Genomic DNA, 15108 nt, shown 5'->3' with positions numbered 1-15108 from the left:
GGTCTCTCAGGAGTATTTAGCCTTGGCGGATGGTCCCGCCGGATTCATACAGGGTTTCACGTGCCCCGCACTACTCAGGATACCACTATCTAAATGCTCTTTGCCTATACCGGGCTATCACCGTCTATGGCCGCTCTTTCCAAAGCGTTCTAGTTCATCACATCTCGAACAGCGTGGTCCTACAACCCCGTTATTGCCGAAACAACAACGGTTTGGGCTAATCCGGTTTCGCTCGCCGCTACTACCGGAATCACTTTTGTTTTCTCCTCCTCCGGCTACTTAGATGTTTCAGTTCACCGGGTTTGCTTGCCTTACGGCATGACATGTCTTCAACATGCCGGGTTGCCCCATTCGGATATCCGCGGATCATATCGTGTGTGCCGATCCCCGCAGCTTTTCGCAGCTTATCACGTCCTTCGTCGCCTCTGAGAGCCTAGGCATTCCCCATACGCCCTTTTCCAGCTTGTCGCCTTTCCTTTTGTTCTATTCTATTCGTACTCTTTACTTTATTATAAAGATTCGTGTTTCTTTCTTTTTAGGTATATACACTTGGCAAAAACCAAATGTATTCCCTGTTCCAATATGTCAATGAACTTATGCCCGATAAGGGCCTGGTGGAGAATATCGGAGTCGAACCGATGACCTCCTGCGTGCAAGGCAGGCGCTCTAGCCAGCTGAGCTAATCCCCCATATACTAGCAGTTAGCATATAGTAGTCAGTAGTCAGTACCTCCAACTACTACTCAACTTCTAGAATTTCCTTCAATATTTCGATCTCAATGAACGTTGGCCCTCTCGGGGCAATGTAGTCCCAGGCAGACTTATTTCGACTGCGCTCAGCACAGGCTTCTCGTCGGACCTTTGGCCTACTTTGTAGTCCCAGGCAGACTCGAACTGCCGACCTCTACATTATCAGTGTAGCGCTCTAACCAGCTGAGCTATGGGACTGTCCCTACTTCAACGCCCATGGGGCGCGTCCGTATTTGTTATATATCATGATTGCGGAGAACCTCGTAAAGAAAAACAAAAACATAAATCGAAAAAACGGGACCGAAGGACTTTCGAAAGCCGTCGGGGACTATCCCTTAAAGGGACAATCTCTAGAAAGGAGGTGTTCCAGCCGCACCTTCCGGTACGGCTACCTTGTTACGACTTAGCCCTAGTTACCGATCTTGCCCTAGGCCGCTCCTTGCGGTGACGGACTTCAGGCACTCCCGGCTTCCATGGCTTGACGGGCGGTGTGTACAAGGCCCGGGAACGTATTCACCGGATCATGGCTGATATCCGATTACTAGCGATTCCAGCTTCACGGGGTCGAGTTGCAGACCCCGATCCGAACTGTGACAGGTTTTGTAGATTCGCTCCGCCTTGCGACGTGGCTGCTCTCTGTACCTGCCATTGTAGCACGTGTGTGGCCCAGGACGTAAGGGCCGTGATGATTTGACGTCATCCCCACCTTCCTCGCGGTTTGCACCGGCAGTCCCGTTAGAGTCCCCATCTTGACATGCTGGCAACTAACGGTAGGGGTTGCGCTCGTTATAGGACTTAACCTGACACCTCACGGCACGAGCTGACGACAACCATGCAGCACCTTGCAAATTGCCCGAAGGAAAAGGTGTCTCCACCCCTGTCAATATGCATTTAAGCCCTGGTAAGGTTCCTCGCGTATCATCGAATTAAACCACATGCTCCACCGCTTGTGCGGGCCCCCGTCAATTCCTTTGAGTTTCATTCTTGCGAACGTACTCCCCAGGTGGGATACTTATCACTTTCGCTTGGCCGCCCAGGCCTCAAGGACCCGGACAGCTAGTATCCATCGTTTACGGCGTGGACTACCAGGGTATCTAATCCTGTTCGCTCCCCACGCTTTCGTCCATCAGCGTCAGTATATGGTTAGTCACCTGCCTTCGCAATCGGTGTTCTATGTGATATCTATGCATTTCACCGCTACACCACATATTCCGGCAACTTCACCATAACTCAAGACCGGCAGTATCAAAGGCAATTCTATAGTTGAGCTACAGACTTTCACCCCTGACTTACCGGCCCGCCTACGGACCCTTTAAACCCAATAATTCCGGATAACGCTCGGACCCTCCGTATTACCGCGGCTGCTGGCACGGAGTTAGCCGGTCCTTATTCTTACGGTACCGTCAGTGGGGCACACGTGCCCCTTTTTCTTCCCGTATAAAAGCAGTTTACTACCCATAGGGCATTCTTCCTGCACGCGGCATGGCTGGATCAGGCCCTCGCCCATTGTCCAATATTCCTCACTGCTGCCTCCCGTAGGAGTCTGGTCCGTGTCTCAGTACCAGTGTGGGGGATCCCCCTCTCAGGGCCCCTACCCATCGTAGCCTTGGTAAGCCGTTACCTTACCAACCAGCTAATGGGACGCATGGCCATCTTCTACCGCCCGAAGGCTTTAACCACATCCCGATGCCGGGTCGTGGTACCACGGGGCATTAATCCAAGTTTCCCTGGGCTATTCCCCTGTAAAAGGCAGGTTCCATACGCGGTGCGCACCCGTGCGCCGGTCGTCAGCGGAGCAAGCTCCCTGTTACCCCTCGACTTGCATGTGTTAGGCCTGCCGCTAGCGTTCATCCTGAGCCAGGATCAAACTCTTCATCGTTGTTCTTTATATACTCGTCCCAACGACTCCCGAAATTGTTCCCCGGCCCCGATTCTCTCGATCTAATTCTTTATGTTTCTCTACCACCACATTCCCTATTTCGGAATGCGGCTCTCTCCACAATATTTCAATGAACTCCAATCCGGAAATCCCCACAAGGCCTCCGCCCCGTTTCCCTTTCCTTCACCCTAGGTATTCCCCTAAGCGGGTGCAAATATACGCACCGTTTTCGATTCTACAATAGTTAAACCGAAAAAAAATTAAATTAATTTATAACCTGTTGTTTTTCAGATACTTTAAAATGGAAAAAAGTGGAAAAACACCCATAAAAAGGGTAAATACTTGTAAATCAATTTGGTATTATATCATCCTTCAAATGAGGGAAACATCAATTGCCTATATCACAGTACTTTAAAAATGAATAAAAATCAAGAAAAGAAATTCCAAACAAGACCAAATCGTATCACAAAATCCCTATATGGATAATTTGGGGCAGCATAATAATTATATCCACTGAAGGAAGAATTAAAATGTTCTGCCTTTAAAAATATTCTTGTTTGCTGAATGCGTGCGTTAATAAAGAAATCCAACAACGGAAAACCACCAAGCTCTTCCGTCTCTTGTACAAAAAATTCACCAAGAACAGGGTTATACCCATTCATATTATACTTAGTAAAGTATTTTAAGGTGACACCTGTTTGCAAATACATGGCTTTTTTAAATACATCTGAAGAGAAATAAAGTGTATTTCTAGTGACCAATTGGGGGACATTAAACACATTGGATTCCTGAGACACCGTTTGGTACATTAACGTGTTGTTCAATGCAAACTTTCCTAATCTGAACTCCTTGGCGTACTTTAACTTTAAATAAGAAATGCCCGTATCTTCCTGAAAGGGTTTGATATTTGCTTGTTCCGACCCCTCAACCACCTCTGGATTTGGCCCCAAAGAGAAGTAGGCATAATTATCCAAGTTGGTATACTTGGCCGATATATTTCCAAAAAAATCCGAGTCAAGGTTAAGCTCCAAACTATTGACTCTTTCCTTTTTAAAGGTATCCGTATTTTGCCAATTATAATTAAGGTATTCACTTTGGTAGAGCAGAAAATTGAAATTGGGCATCCTGGAAGAAGAGTGCACATGAAACCGTAATCGATTCCTCTCGTTTAAACTGTAGGCTGCGGAAGCATCAAAGATATTTCCAGAAAGATCTCCCGAGAGATTGTACTTAAAAGAGCCTATCAATTCAAAACCTCCTATGCGTTTCTCATATTCTCCACCCAATGCCAATTCCGTTCCATTGAGTTGACTTTGTATCTCCTGCCCTTCTTCGGAATAAAAAACACTGTTGAAAAAGTAATTATAATGGAACATATTGACATTGCCCTGCAACCTCCCCAAGGTCCTATTATAAAACTCAAGGCTTACTTGATTGTACGTTGTCTTAAGATTTGCCTTATCGTTCACTGGCGATAAAATGACATCTCCAAAATAACTATCACCGGCAGATTGCATGAACTGATAATATTTGGTTTCATAACCAAAGGTATGTCCCAAGGATAACGAGGTCTTTTCCACATAACTGGAATCCCTATTCTTTCTAATCAATTTATACGTATGATCCAGATAATATCTTTTGCCAAGCACTACATTATCAGCATCATCAAACAGAACATCCACTTTTGGCCTATCCGTGAAATCAGAGTCACCGGACTCAAACTGAGCCACCTTATCGGTAAGTCCTCCGTTTTCTTGGGACTTGATGTCCTGGGCAGCAATATGTGCCCTAAGACTGTATCTAGCGTTTTTGGATTGATAATTCGTTGTTGTAGTAAAATTTCCGGATTGTATCTGATTGGAGTTGTATTTGCCCAAAGAACGGTGTCCTTTATACCCTATGGAGAAATTAAGGTGCCTAGAGGTATTGAAAGTTAGCATGGCATCCAACAATTGACCTTGCTCCAAGGTCGTTTTGAACAGGATGTCGGTCATTGGCGTTGCTACATTATAATATTTGATATCCTCAACCTCCCAATAATTGAAATGTTTAGCCTTGGCACCCAATTCTGGATACATGGTGGCCCTCTCAACATCAACGCCTAGATAATTATAGGTTTGCCCTATATTGGAAAAGGGCATTAACTCAAAATCATCCCTTCTTAAATAATTGTATTTATATTCCTTTTGAATAGTTAGTGTTGTGTCCAAATAGGTGGTATCCCTAGAGTAAGAGATTATTTTGTAATCCTCAATAGTTATCCCGTTTAAACTATCTCTTTTAGCCTTTCCCTTTGGCATTGGTTTAGGTTTTTGCCTTATGGTCGTTAGGGAGTCGGGTTCTTGTTTACCCTTCTCAGGTTGTTGCGAGAAAAGGGAGCTTGTTAAACAGAAAAAAAACAGTACTAGGAGAAACTTCATGCACAAATATTTCGGGGACAAAGTTAATTTTTTTGTTCCTAACTAAATGTGAAAGTTTGAGGCAATAAAAAAGCCCCAAAAATTGGGGCTTTTATGTGAAATCCAAGAATACTTAATTAGTATCCGTCATTTTGTACCATATTTGAATTTGCATTCATCTCCGATAATGGAATCGGCCAAGCGAACAAATTATTTGGGTAACTTAATGTACTAATCACATTACCCACAGAACCAACAGCCGTTGCTGACTGACCAGTTCTCATCATGTCATCAAAACGGAAGCCTTCAAATATTAACTCTCTTCTTCTTTCGTTAAGAATGTCATCCTTTGTAACAGAAGTGTAGGGAGTTGCATTTCTATTATTAGCTATCAAGTTCAATTGAGTAACAGCATCACCGTCTGTTTCTAACAAGGCTTCTGCATAGTTCAAAATAACCTCCTCGTATCGGAATAATGGTATATTATCTGCCCCATTAGCCGTATCTGGATATTTACCAATATTTCTAAGCGCAGTGCCTCCATCTTGATAACCAAAAATATCTAGACGTACATCACCAGCATCATAAATATCCAATACTTCCGGTAATACCTGAATATCTCCATAACCTCCGGGTGCATCGGCAGGATATCTGTAAATATATCCAAGGGCATCAGGACCACGGTTATCAGCAGTACTAAATGCCAATTCGAACATTACATTAGTTCCACCCTCAGTAGTCCAACTTGACACAAAGGCATCAGCTCCAATAACCGAGTATAAGCCTGAATTGATTACGGCTTCAGAAGCAGAAACCGCTCTGTCCCAATCACCAAAGTAAACAGCAACCCTGGCCTCTAAGGCTTTAGCAACGTACTTAGACACAAAAATTTTGGAGGTATCATAAGATGAATCCATCATTCCAAACGCAGTTTCCAAATCTGAGTAGATGGCCTGCTTTACCTCATCGATAGAATTTCGGGACGGAAACAAATCCTCACCTTTAAAAGTAGTTACTATTGGCACCCCTAACGACCCCCCTCCAGCATGTTGCTGTCCATAGGTTCTTAACAAGTCGAAATGACCTAAAGCTCTTAAAATCATAGCCTGACCTTGTATATGGGCTCCGTAATCCAAGTCACCTTCAAGTGTGGACAAATCAGTATTTATAATAATATTGACATCCGCAAGTAAAGTATACACATTATCCCACACAAAACCAGTATTGGAATTGTATTGAAACTGAGATTGTGTAGTAAATCTACCTGAATTACCATTTGAAAAGGTATTATCTGAACGTACCTCATTAGTAGCAATCATATCCCTTCCATAATAACCAGCACCTGTTAAAGTATTGTGCGCACCTTTCAAGATACTATACAAGTTATCAACTCGAGTAACACTCCCCTCCACACTCTTACTTTGAGCCAGCGTTGGATCCAAATCCTCCGTAGTACACGAAGTCACTATTAGGGCGGTTGCAGCCGCAAATAGCATTACATATTTATTTATTTTCATCTTTTTCATTTTTTTAGAAGCTTAAATTTACACCTACTGCGATTGTTCTTGCAGGTGGAGTTTCTAGACCTGTTTCACCTGGAGTAACATCCCCGCCTTGACTGTCTACGTCAACTTCTGGGTCAAATAATAAATTGTCATCCTTAACCCAAGTTAAAAGATTGTTACCTCTAACGAAGAATCTCATACTATTAATACCAATTCTATCCGTAGCACTTCTAGGCAAATCAAATCCAACTGTTAGCGCTCTTAGTCTAATGAAGTCTCCATCATATAAATATTTGGAGTTTCTTTGCCATGGAGTAGCCCCTGTGGTAAATGCTCCATTACGAGCGATATCCCCAGGCTGTTGCCATCTATCCAATAAGGATGTATAACCATTATATGCCAAAATAGGATAAGCATTGGACTGATTCAAATATAGGTGCCATCCTTCATAAATTTTATGTCCACCAGCGTAATATCCGTTGGCATTAATGAAGAAGTTTTTATACTTAAAATTAAAGTTAAGACCCGCTGTAAAGGTAGGAACAGCGTTGCTTCCTTGAAAGACAGCCTCAGCATCGTTAAAGTTAGCAGTTGTTTCACCGTCTACACCATTAACATACCATTCCTCCGCACCTGTTTCCGGATTCACACCCGCCCAAGTAGGCATGTACCATTCCCTAACGGGATGTCCCGTTTCAATTCTTGTTGTAGTTGTAGTAATTGTTCTTTCAACACCGTTTGGATCTAACGGTAATTCAGTAACTTCATTTTCAACAGTAGCAAAATTTCCGCCTAATGAGAATTGAACATCTTCCGTGTCTACAATGTTAAAATTCAAATCAACCTCCACACCCTTGTTGGTCAACTCACCAATATTTTGGTATTGGCTGGCAAAACCTGTGGTTTGTGAGAGAGGAACATTCAACAATAAATCTTTGGAAGTTCTGCTAAAATAAGCAACACTACCGCTAACAACATTATTGAATAATGCGAAGTCTACACCAACATCCAAAGTATTCGATGTTTCCCAAGATAAATCTTGATTTCCAAAGGTATCAACAAACTGAGCACCTTCTCCGCCGTAATCGGCATCAAAACCAAATAATGATTGGTACAAGTTTAAGTCAATATTAGCATTACCCGTAACACCATAAGAACCTCTCAATTTTAAGTTATTAACAACGTTAGAATTTGCAAGGAAGTCTTCTTTAAAAATATTCCATGCAGCACCTACTGACCAAAAGTTACCCCATCTATTCGTTTGAGAAAATCTGGAGTTACCCTCTCTACGATAGGAAAGGTCTAAAACATATTTACCATCAAAGGCAGAATATTTAGCCAATCCCATGTAAGAAGCAATATAAAAATCAGTAAAGCTAGAACTTACAGAATTGGGGGTTCCTACGTTATCAAGATTATACAAACCATCATCGGCGAAATTCTGTCCGGACCCACCCAAGAAATAACGACGATTTGACTGATATTCCTGCAGCACTTTGAAATCAAAAATATGATTATCACTCAATTCCAATTTATAATCAAAGAAATTTTGGAATACATAAAAAACATTAGTCCTATCAAATTGCTCAGCGTCTCCAGAAGTAGGCTCACCATACCCATAATTTCTATTCGAGTAATTTCTATAATTGTAACCTTGGTAATCAACATTGAAAACTGTTCCATAAGAAAGGTTGTCCGTCAATTGCCAGTTTAAGGAATTATTGGATAGAATTCTGGTTAACCTGTTCTCATAAATATTATTATCCATAAGATATAATGGGTTGGGCAACGAACCTCCAAATAAATTATACGAGCCATCCGCATTGTATGGCAAGTTCAAGGGTGACAAGAAAAATTTAGCTGATCTTGGGCTCTCAAAATAAGCACTTGTCTCTAAAAAGGCGTTCTGTAAAGAATGTGAAGCCGAGTTGTTTGAACTAAAAGTTAAATTGGAAGTCAAATCCTTGCTAAAGTTAACTGCTCCTGAGATACGCTCAAAAGAGGGCCCTACCACTGTTCCTTCTTGATTCATATATCCTAAAGAAGCAAAGAAAGTATGATCTTCTCCCCCACCAGAAGCTGAAATACTATGTTGTTGAACCGACGCAGCATCATTTCTGACAGCCTCGTCCCAACGAGCTTCAGGCCTACCAGCAGCATCCCAATCGGCAAAATCACTTGCCAACAAATCATTAATAGCTTCTTGTTTTGTAGCTGCAAGACCATCATTAAAATAGGCCTCAGCGGTGAGTTCCAGTCTATTCGCTGCCGTTAAAGGGACTGGCCCCGTTATCGCATCTCTTTGAAAACCATAACTGGAATTGACTTCGAAAACTGTCTCCCCTACACGACCTCTTTTTGTTGTAATCAAGATAACACCATTTGAACCACGTGCCCCATATTGAGCGGTAGCAGATGCATCCTTCAAAACAGTAATGGACTTTATATTGTTATTATCCAAACCTGCCAATGAAGACAAAGAAGAATAAGCACCACTAGCCCCCACGTTTCCATTACTAACAGGAACACCATCAATTACATACAATGGTTCATTACCAGCCGTAATAGAACTGATACCTCTAATCCGAATGTTAGCTGTAGAACCCGGTGTACCAGATGTAGCCGAAACGGTAAGACCGGAAACATTACCCTGCAAAGCTTGATCAACACTTGGAGCAATAATTTGAGATAATTTGTCCGAATCAACCTCTACAATAGAACCAGTTATATCAGAACGTCTTTGGGAAGTATAACCCGTTACAACTACTTCTTCCAAAGCCTGGGCATCTTCTTCCATTTCTACATTTATTACACTACCAGCACCAACTGATCTTGTTACCGTTTTTTGACCGATGTAGGAAAACCTAAGCTGCCCACCCTGTTCCACAGAAATGGAATAGTTACCATCAAAATCCGTTTGGGTTCCATTTGTCGTACCTACCTCTACTACCGAAACCCCGGGTAGCGGTAAATTGGATTGGTCCGTTACAGTACCGGACACTGTTTTTTCCTGCGCATAGGAAAACGATATGCTTAATACCAATAAAGGTAAAAGCATCCATCTAAACTTCTGTTTCATAGATTTTAGTTTTTGAATTAGCAAGCGCCAAAATTGACCAAAAAAAGGAACTATTCCAAAGCTATTCTTAACCCGAAAACTAAAACTGTTAAATTATGGGGGTCCAATTATTATATTTTTATAATTTTTGCATTTTTTAACAACAACCTTTCAAATATTTAACTTTTTGTTTATTCGTATTAAAACTGTAGTTTAGTTAAAAAAATCATAAAATTTGGATAGATATTACACTTTTTTTAACGAATGCGGAACAGATGAGGCCGGAAGAGGTTGTCTGGCTGGTCCTGTAACGGCAGCGGCGGTCATCCTACCAGAGGGTTTTCATAGTACAATTCTAAACGACTCCAAACTACTTTCAAGCAAGAACCGTGAATTATTAAAACCAATTATTGAAACCCAAAGTTTGGCATATGGGGTCGCACATATTTACCCAGTGAAAATTGATGAAATCAATATTCTCAACGCTTCAATTTTGGCAATGCACAAGGCGATAGACCAACTTAGACAAACACCTCCACACATCGTAGTAGACGGAAACAAGTTTAAACCCTACAAAAGCATACCACATACCTGCATCGTAAAAGGGGATTCAAAATACATGAATATTGCAGCGGCCTCCATATTGGCTAAAACCGCCAGGGATGCTTATATGGAAAGAATCCACGAAGAATGCCCCATGTACAATTGGAAGCAAAACAAGGGTTATCCTACCAAAGAGCATAGAGCAGCTATCAGGAAATACGGGATAACCAAATATCACAGAAAAAGTTTTAGGCTTTTGCCGGAACAGCTTACGCTAGACCTATAAAAAGTATAAATTTGCCAAAAGGCATTTCATGAAGATCAAGCTACTGCTTACAATTCTAGGTTCCGTCTTCTTTCTCAATTGCGTTACTGATAGGGACAATAGCGCCCCCCCCCTAGCCCTTATACCACATAATACCGCTATACTTATCAAGGTGAACGGCATGGATACCTTTACATCAGATGTAAAAGGGAACGAAGTCATTTCCCGACTACAGAACTCCGAGGGAATAGCACAATTGGCGGAGCGACTTAAGCCATTAGAACAAATAAAATCCCAAAGTACCGGTTATATAGCCCTAATGGACCACCCGGAAAACAATTTTGATTTTGTTTTTATCCCTTCTGATAGCCTTCCCCAAATCGTTTTGGACAGCTCAATAAACAAAACCATTGAAAAAATCAGTAAAGGTCGTCTGGAATTCAATAGATACGATGTTGATGGTGAAGTTTTTTATACAGCGGTTTTACAGAACAAGGAAATTGTGGGTTCCTCAGAATCTGCTATTGAAACGGTGTGGAACACTTTGGAAAATCCTTCCCCTATCAAAGAACAATTTATAAAGTTTAATGAGGTTGGAAATTCAAACAAATCGGCCCAAATCTGGTTGGACCTGAATAATGGTAAAGATTTAATTGACAAGATTTTAGGTAAAGAGAGAAAGGCTGACGAATTCAATTATGCCGATTGGCTTTCGTTAGACATATCATTATATGATGATGGGCTGATTCTCAATGGTATCGGCATCACCCGTGATTCCCTCCAAAATTATCTGGGGCTATTTTCCAAAACCAAACCGATTCCAAACATAACTTCTTCTATTGTCCCAGGTGGTTTAGATTCATTTGTCTCTTTTACATTTTCGGACTATAAAAATTTCAGTGCGAACCAGAAACAAATCCTAAATGAAATGGCCACAAGGGACTCCATATTTTCCGCTGTGGAGGAAATTGGAATTAGCCAAATGGGCGATGGAAAATTGGTACTTCTTAAAACCTATGGCACGGCAAATATTTCAGATTATGTAAACAACATACAGTCCAATTCCTTAGAATATCAGGGTAGTGAAATCAAGGAACTTACTAAGGACAGTCTGCTTCTTCGAAGCTTCTATCCACTTGTGGAAGATTTTACCCCAAAGTTCGCAACGGTAATGGAAAACACCTTTGTTTTTTCTGAAACAATGGATATCCTTGAGAACTTTATTAGTTCAAACAAAAGTGGACAGACTTTTGATAAAACCTTATTATTCGAGAACATTAAGGACCTTATTACTGAAGAATCTACCGTTTTATCCGTTTCAAACAGTAATGGGTTTGTGGCCAATCTTAATCAAACGGGACTTGGAGTATTATCCGACGTACTCGTTAAGGCCAATTTATCCGATTATTTGTTTGGCTCACAAGTCGTAGCTGACAATGGCTTCCTGCATACCAATTATTTTATCAAAAAAATTACGAAAACCATCAACAAAACAGGCGCTTTGGAAATGTTCAGGACCCAATTGGACGCGGATATTTATTTAAACCCCCATTTTTTTTCCAATCATAGAACAAATAGAAAGGATATTATCGTTCAGGACCAGGACAATGTGCTGTATTTGATAACAAATAAAGGTAAAATCATTTGGAAAAAGGAACTTGAAAGCCCTATTCAAGGCAAAATTCACGAAGTCGATATCTATAGAAACGGCAAGTATCAATTGGCTTTCACCACTAACAATAGGTTCTATATCATTGACCGAAACGGAAAAGAGGTGGCCCCTTTTACCTTTAAATATGAAGGTGGAAACCTCAACCCATTGGCCGTTTTTGATTATTCCAATAATAAAAATTACCGATTTGTAGTAACTCAGGGCGACCGGGTTTTTATGTATAACAATGATGGAAAGATTGTTTCCGGTTTTAAATACACCAAAGCGGAAGACAATATTTTGGGGGCTCCCCAGCATTTTGTTATAGGAACCAATGATTACATCGTGTTCAGGTTGACCGACGGGACATTGAAAATCTTAAACCGTGTTGGTAATGTAAGGGTGAGAGTCCCTGAAAAAATTTCCTTTTCTGATAATGAGGTCAAAGTTTACCAAAATAAATTCATAGTTACCTCCAAGCATGGAATACTTTACAAAATTGACACAAAGGGAAAAATTGAAAAATCTGATTTGCAACTCACCGCGGACCATGGTTTTGATGCTACTTCCAGAACTTTAGTAATCATGAACGATAATGTTTTATCCATCCGGGGAAAAAAGGTAACCCTGGATTTAGGCGTATATGCTAAACCCACCATTTTCTATTTGAATGATAAGATTTATGTATCGGTAACGGATATTCAAAATTTAAAGACCTACCTATTTGATAGCCAAGCAGAACCCATTGAAGGATTTCCGGTATATGGAGCCTCAACCATAGATATGGCCAATATGGACAATGACAACAAACCAGAGTTGGTAATTAAGGACCAGGAGAACTCCATTGTGGTTTATAAAATACAGTAATACAGGTTTCAAATAGGTTTGTAATCCCTGAGTGACCACTCATACATTTGCTATTGCATTTTACCCACTTTTCCGCTAATTTTAGTAGATTGAATTATGCGAATTTTTGCCCAATATAAAAACTAATTACACTATTATGAAAATCATGAATTGGTCCCAAAAATTATTTTTGGTGACGGTCATTTTATTTTTTTGTGCTACTGACTCAAATGCACAATTCCTTAAAAAGTTGGGAAAACGAGCGGAAAAAGCTGCCGAAAGAGCTGTAGAAAGAAGGGTAGATAAAGAGGCGACGGAGAAAACCGATCAGGCCCTGGACAGTATTTTGGAACCCGGGTCCAAGAAAGGAGGAAATTCCCCAGTTCCAAAGAAAGAAGATTCTGAGGTTGATTCCTCCAATAATAAAAATACTCAAGGAAACGCCCCAAAAGCCGTTTCAGAAGGGCCAAAAAGTCTAGAGGTTTACAGTAAGTTCGATTTTGTTCCTGGAGATGTACAACTGTTCTTTGATGATTTTGCCAATGACTTTGTAGGCGATTTTCCCTCAAAATGGGATACGAATGGAACAGGTGAGGTAGTAACCGTTGGCAATTCAAGTGATAAATGGTTTGAAATAAAATCAAGTAGTGTATACTTTCCAAACATAAGCAAGCTTCCTGAAGATTACACGATAGAATTTGACATTTTAACCCTTGGATTGGATGACCAAACCTCAAGTACCGCAATTTTAAATTTGAACCTTGAGGATGGAAATTCTTACGACTACTATAGAGCTGGAAAAAACTCGGTCAACGTCAAACTACCTTTTGCGCAATATGCAGATATTGACATTAGAATTTGGAACAAAATCAATAATGAAAATTTAATCAACAACAATGTTCAAAGCGATATTAGAAAAGCCGTAATGAACAAACCGCATATTTCAATTGCAGTCAATGGGCAGCGGTTCAGGTTATGGGTGAACGAGACAAAGTACGTGGATGTACCTAAATTGGTCGCCCCAGGCGGGGTACTCAATTATATTCGATTTGAACCTGAGGGTCTAAAAGACGGCAAGGACCGTGTATTCATTACTAACCTAAAAGTAGCCAAAGGTGGAGAGGATCTAAGAAGAAAGTTATTATCCGAAGGAAAAATATCCACCAACGCCATACTTTTCAATTCGGGGTCTGACCAATTAAAACCTGAATCCATGGGGGTTATCCGACAAATTTTCCAAGTATTGGAACAAGATTCCAGCATCAATCTCAAAATTGTGGGCCATACGGACAGTGATGGTGCTGAAGATGTGAACATGAAGCTTTCCAAAAGTCGAGCCGAAGCCGTAAAAAATGCCCTTGTTACCGTATATGGAGTGGATGCCGGTAGGCTTTCCACGGATGGCAAGGGAGAATCAGAACCTGTAGGGGATAACAAAACAAGCGATGGAAAGTCCCAAAACAGAAGGGTAGAATTTATCAAAATTTAAAACAATTATAAAAAAATGAAAATTAAGATCATATTTAGCCTAGTCTTCCTTTATGGCACTTCAGTGCTATTCGGTCAAAATGCATGTAGTAAATACTATCCCATGGAAGAGGGCAGCACGTTTCAATATACCATGTACGACAAAAAAGATAAGGTAGAAGGGGTTACGGACTACGTCGTATCCAACGTTGAAAATGAGGGTAGTAACACTACCGCAACCATGAAACTTACCTATACCGATGATAAGGGAAAAAATGTTCTGGAATCCGATTATAATATTACCTGTACCGGTACCGGTGTCAAAATAGATTATGAGAGCTTGTTTCCCTCAGAAATGAGAAAACAATATGAGGACATGGGCATGGAGATGGAAATTACGGGTACGGATATCGAAATTCCCAATGACTTGTCCGCCGGTCAAACCTTGGACGATGCCAATGTAAAAGTCTCCATGGATATGGGTGCGATGAAGATGAACATCAATGTGGAGACCTTTGACCGCAAAGTTGAAAAAATGGAATCCGTTACCACGCCAGCAGGTACCTTTGAATGTTATTTGATTACCGAAAAAAGCAAATCCAAAGTAATGATGGCCAATATGGAAATGAGCAATAAGGTTTGGATTTCAGAAGGTGTAGGAATGATAAAACAGGAATCCTACGGAAAGAATGGCAAACTTATGAGCCGTATGGAACTTACAAAATACAGCAAATAATTTTTCCGTA

General features: G+C 40.9%; 7 protein-coding genes, 2 tRNA genes and 2 rRNA genes (1 of these 11 cut by a window edge). 4 read left to right on the top strand and 7 right to left on the bottom strand.

Annotated elements, in window-relative coordinates:
* The 7 genes from CJ263_RS12805 to CJ263_RS12775 form a co-directional block, all read right to left on the bottom strand.
* Positions 1 to 470: ribosomal RNA gene (locus CJ263_RS12805) — 23S ribosomal RNA — on the bottom strand; it reaches 2363 nt to the left of the window's first position.
* A gap of 142 nt (positions 471 to 612) precedes the next feature.
* Positions 613 to 689: transfer RNA gene (locus CJ263_RS12800), tRNA-Ala, on the bottom strand.
* Positions 690 to 873: 184 nt separating this feature from the next.
* A tRNA-Ile gene (locus CJ263_RS12795) sits at positions 874 to 947 on the bottom strand.
* A gap of 156 nt (positions 948 to 1103) precedes the next feature.
* A 16S ribosomal RNA gene (locus tag CJ263_RS12790) occupies positions 1104 to 2628 on the bottom strand.
* Together the 16S and 23S rRNA genes with 2 tRNA genes alongside form the textbook arrangement of a ribosomal RNA operon.
* A 428-nt stretch (positions 2629 to 3056) precedes the next feature.
* Positions 3057 to 4928 (bottom strand): putative porin, encoded by a 1872-nt coding sequence (locus CJ263_RS12785; protein WP_229702360.1) that lies wholly within the window; start codon positions 4926 to 4928, stop codon positions 3057 to 3059.
* A 236-nt stretch (positions 4929 to 5164) separates the two neighbouring features.
* The gene (locus tag CJ263_RS12780; RefSeq protein ID WP_229702359.1) at positions 5165 to 6544 is read right to left on the bottom strand and encodes a RagB/SusD family nutrient uptake outer membrane protein; all 1380 of its coding nucleotides are present in this window, start codon (positions 6542 to 6544) and stop codon (positions 5165 to 5167) included.
* Between the two features lie 13 nt (positions 6545 to 6557).
* Positions 6558 to 9611, bottom strand: coding sequence for a SusC/RagA family TonB-linked outer membrane protein (locus CJ263_RS12775; RefSeq protein WP_229702358.1), 3054 nt, complete (start codon positions 9609 to 9611; stop codon positions 6558 to 6560).
* Between the two features lie 214 nt (positions 9612 to 9825).
* Between CJ263_RS12775 and CJ263_RS12770 the strand changes: the two genes are divergently transcribed.
* From CJ263_RS12770 to CJ263_RS12755, 4 genes are all read left to right on the top strand, one after another.
* A complete protein-coding gene (locus tag CJ263_RS12770) occupies positions 9826 to 10419 on the top strand; it encodes a ribonuclease HII (protein WP_094997629.1) in 594 nt (197 codons plus the stop codon).
* 28 nt (positions 10420 to 10447) lie between these two features.
* A complete protein-coding gene (locus CJ263_RS12765; protein WP_094997628.1) occupies positions 10448 to 12916 on the top strand; it encodes a ribonuclease HII in 2469 nt (822 codons plus the stop codon).
* Between the two features lie 136 nt (positions 12917 to 13052).
* Complete coding sequence (locus CJ263_RS12760; RefSeq protein ID WP_094997627.1) at positions 13053 to 14384, top strand: OmpA family protein; 1332 nt, start codon at positions 13053 to 13055, stop codon at positions 14382 to 14384.
* Between the two features lie 15 nt (positions 14385 to 14399).
* Positions 14400 to 15098: a TapB family protein gene (locus CJ263_RS12755; RefSeq protein WP_094997626.1), complete on the top strand. Its 699-nt coding sequence runs from the start codon at positions 14400 to 14402 to the stop codon at positions 15096 to 15098.
* Positions 15099 to 15108: the final 10 nt, after the last annotated feature.

This window comes from Maribacter cobaltidurans, assembly GCF_002269385.1.
In the GTDB taxonomy this organism is placed as follows: Bacteria; Bacteroidota; Bacteroidia; order Flavobacteriales; family Flavobacteriaceae; genus Maribacter; species Maribacter cobaltidurans.
The sequence above is the reverse complement of the archived record's forward strand: the minus strand, read 5'-3'. Positions and strand labels throughout refer to the sequence as shown.

What these genes read in the sequence shown, in the direction of transcription:
- CJ263_RS12785 (WP_229702360.1), bottom strand. Translation starts at nt 4,928, where the DNA reads ATGCCAAAGGGAAAGGCTAAAAGAGATAGTTTAAACGGGATAACTATT.
- CJ263_RS12780 (WP_229702359.1), bottom strand. Translation starts at nt 6,544, where the DNA reads ATGAAAATAAATAAATATGTAATGCTATTTGCGGCTGCAACCGCCCTA.
- CJ263_RS12775 (WP_229702358.1), bottom strand. Translation starts at nt 9,611, where the DNA reads ATGAAACAGAAGTTTAGATGGATGCTTTTACCTTTATTGGTATTAAGC.
- CJ263_RS12765 (WP_094997628.1), top strand. Translation starts at nt 10,448, where the DNA reads ATGAAGATCAAGCTACTGCTTACAATTCTAGGTTCCGTCTTCTTTCTC.
- CJ263_RS12760 (WP_094997627.1), top strand. Translation starts at nt 13,053, where the DNA reads ATGAAAATCATGAATTGGTCCCAAAAATTATTTTTGGTGACGGTCATT.
- CJ263_RS12755 (WP_094997626.1), top strand. Translation starts at nt 14,400, where the DNA reads ATGAAAATTAAGATCATATTTAGCCTAGTCTTCCTTTATGGCACTTCA.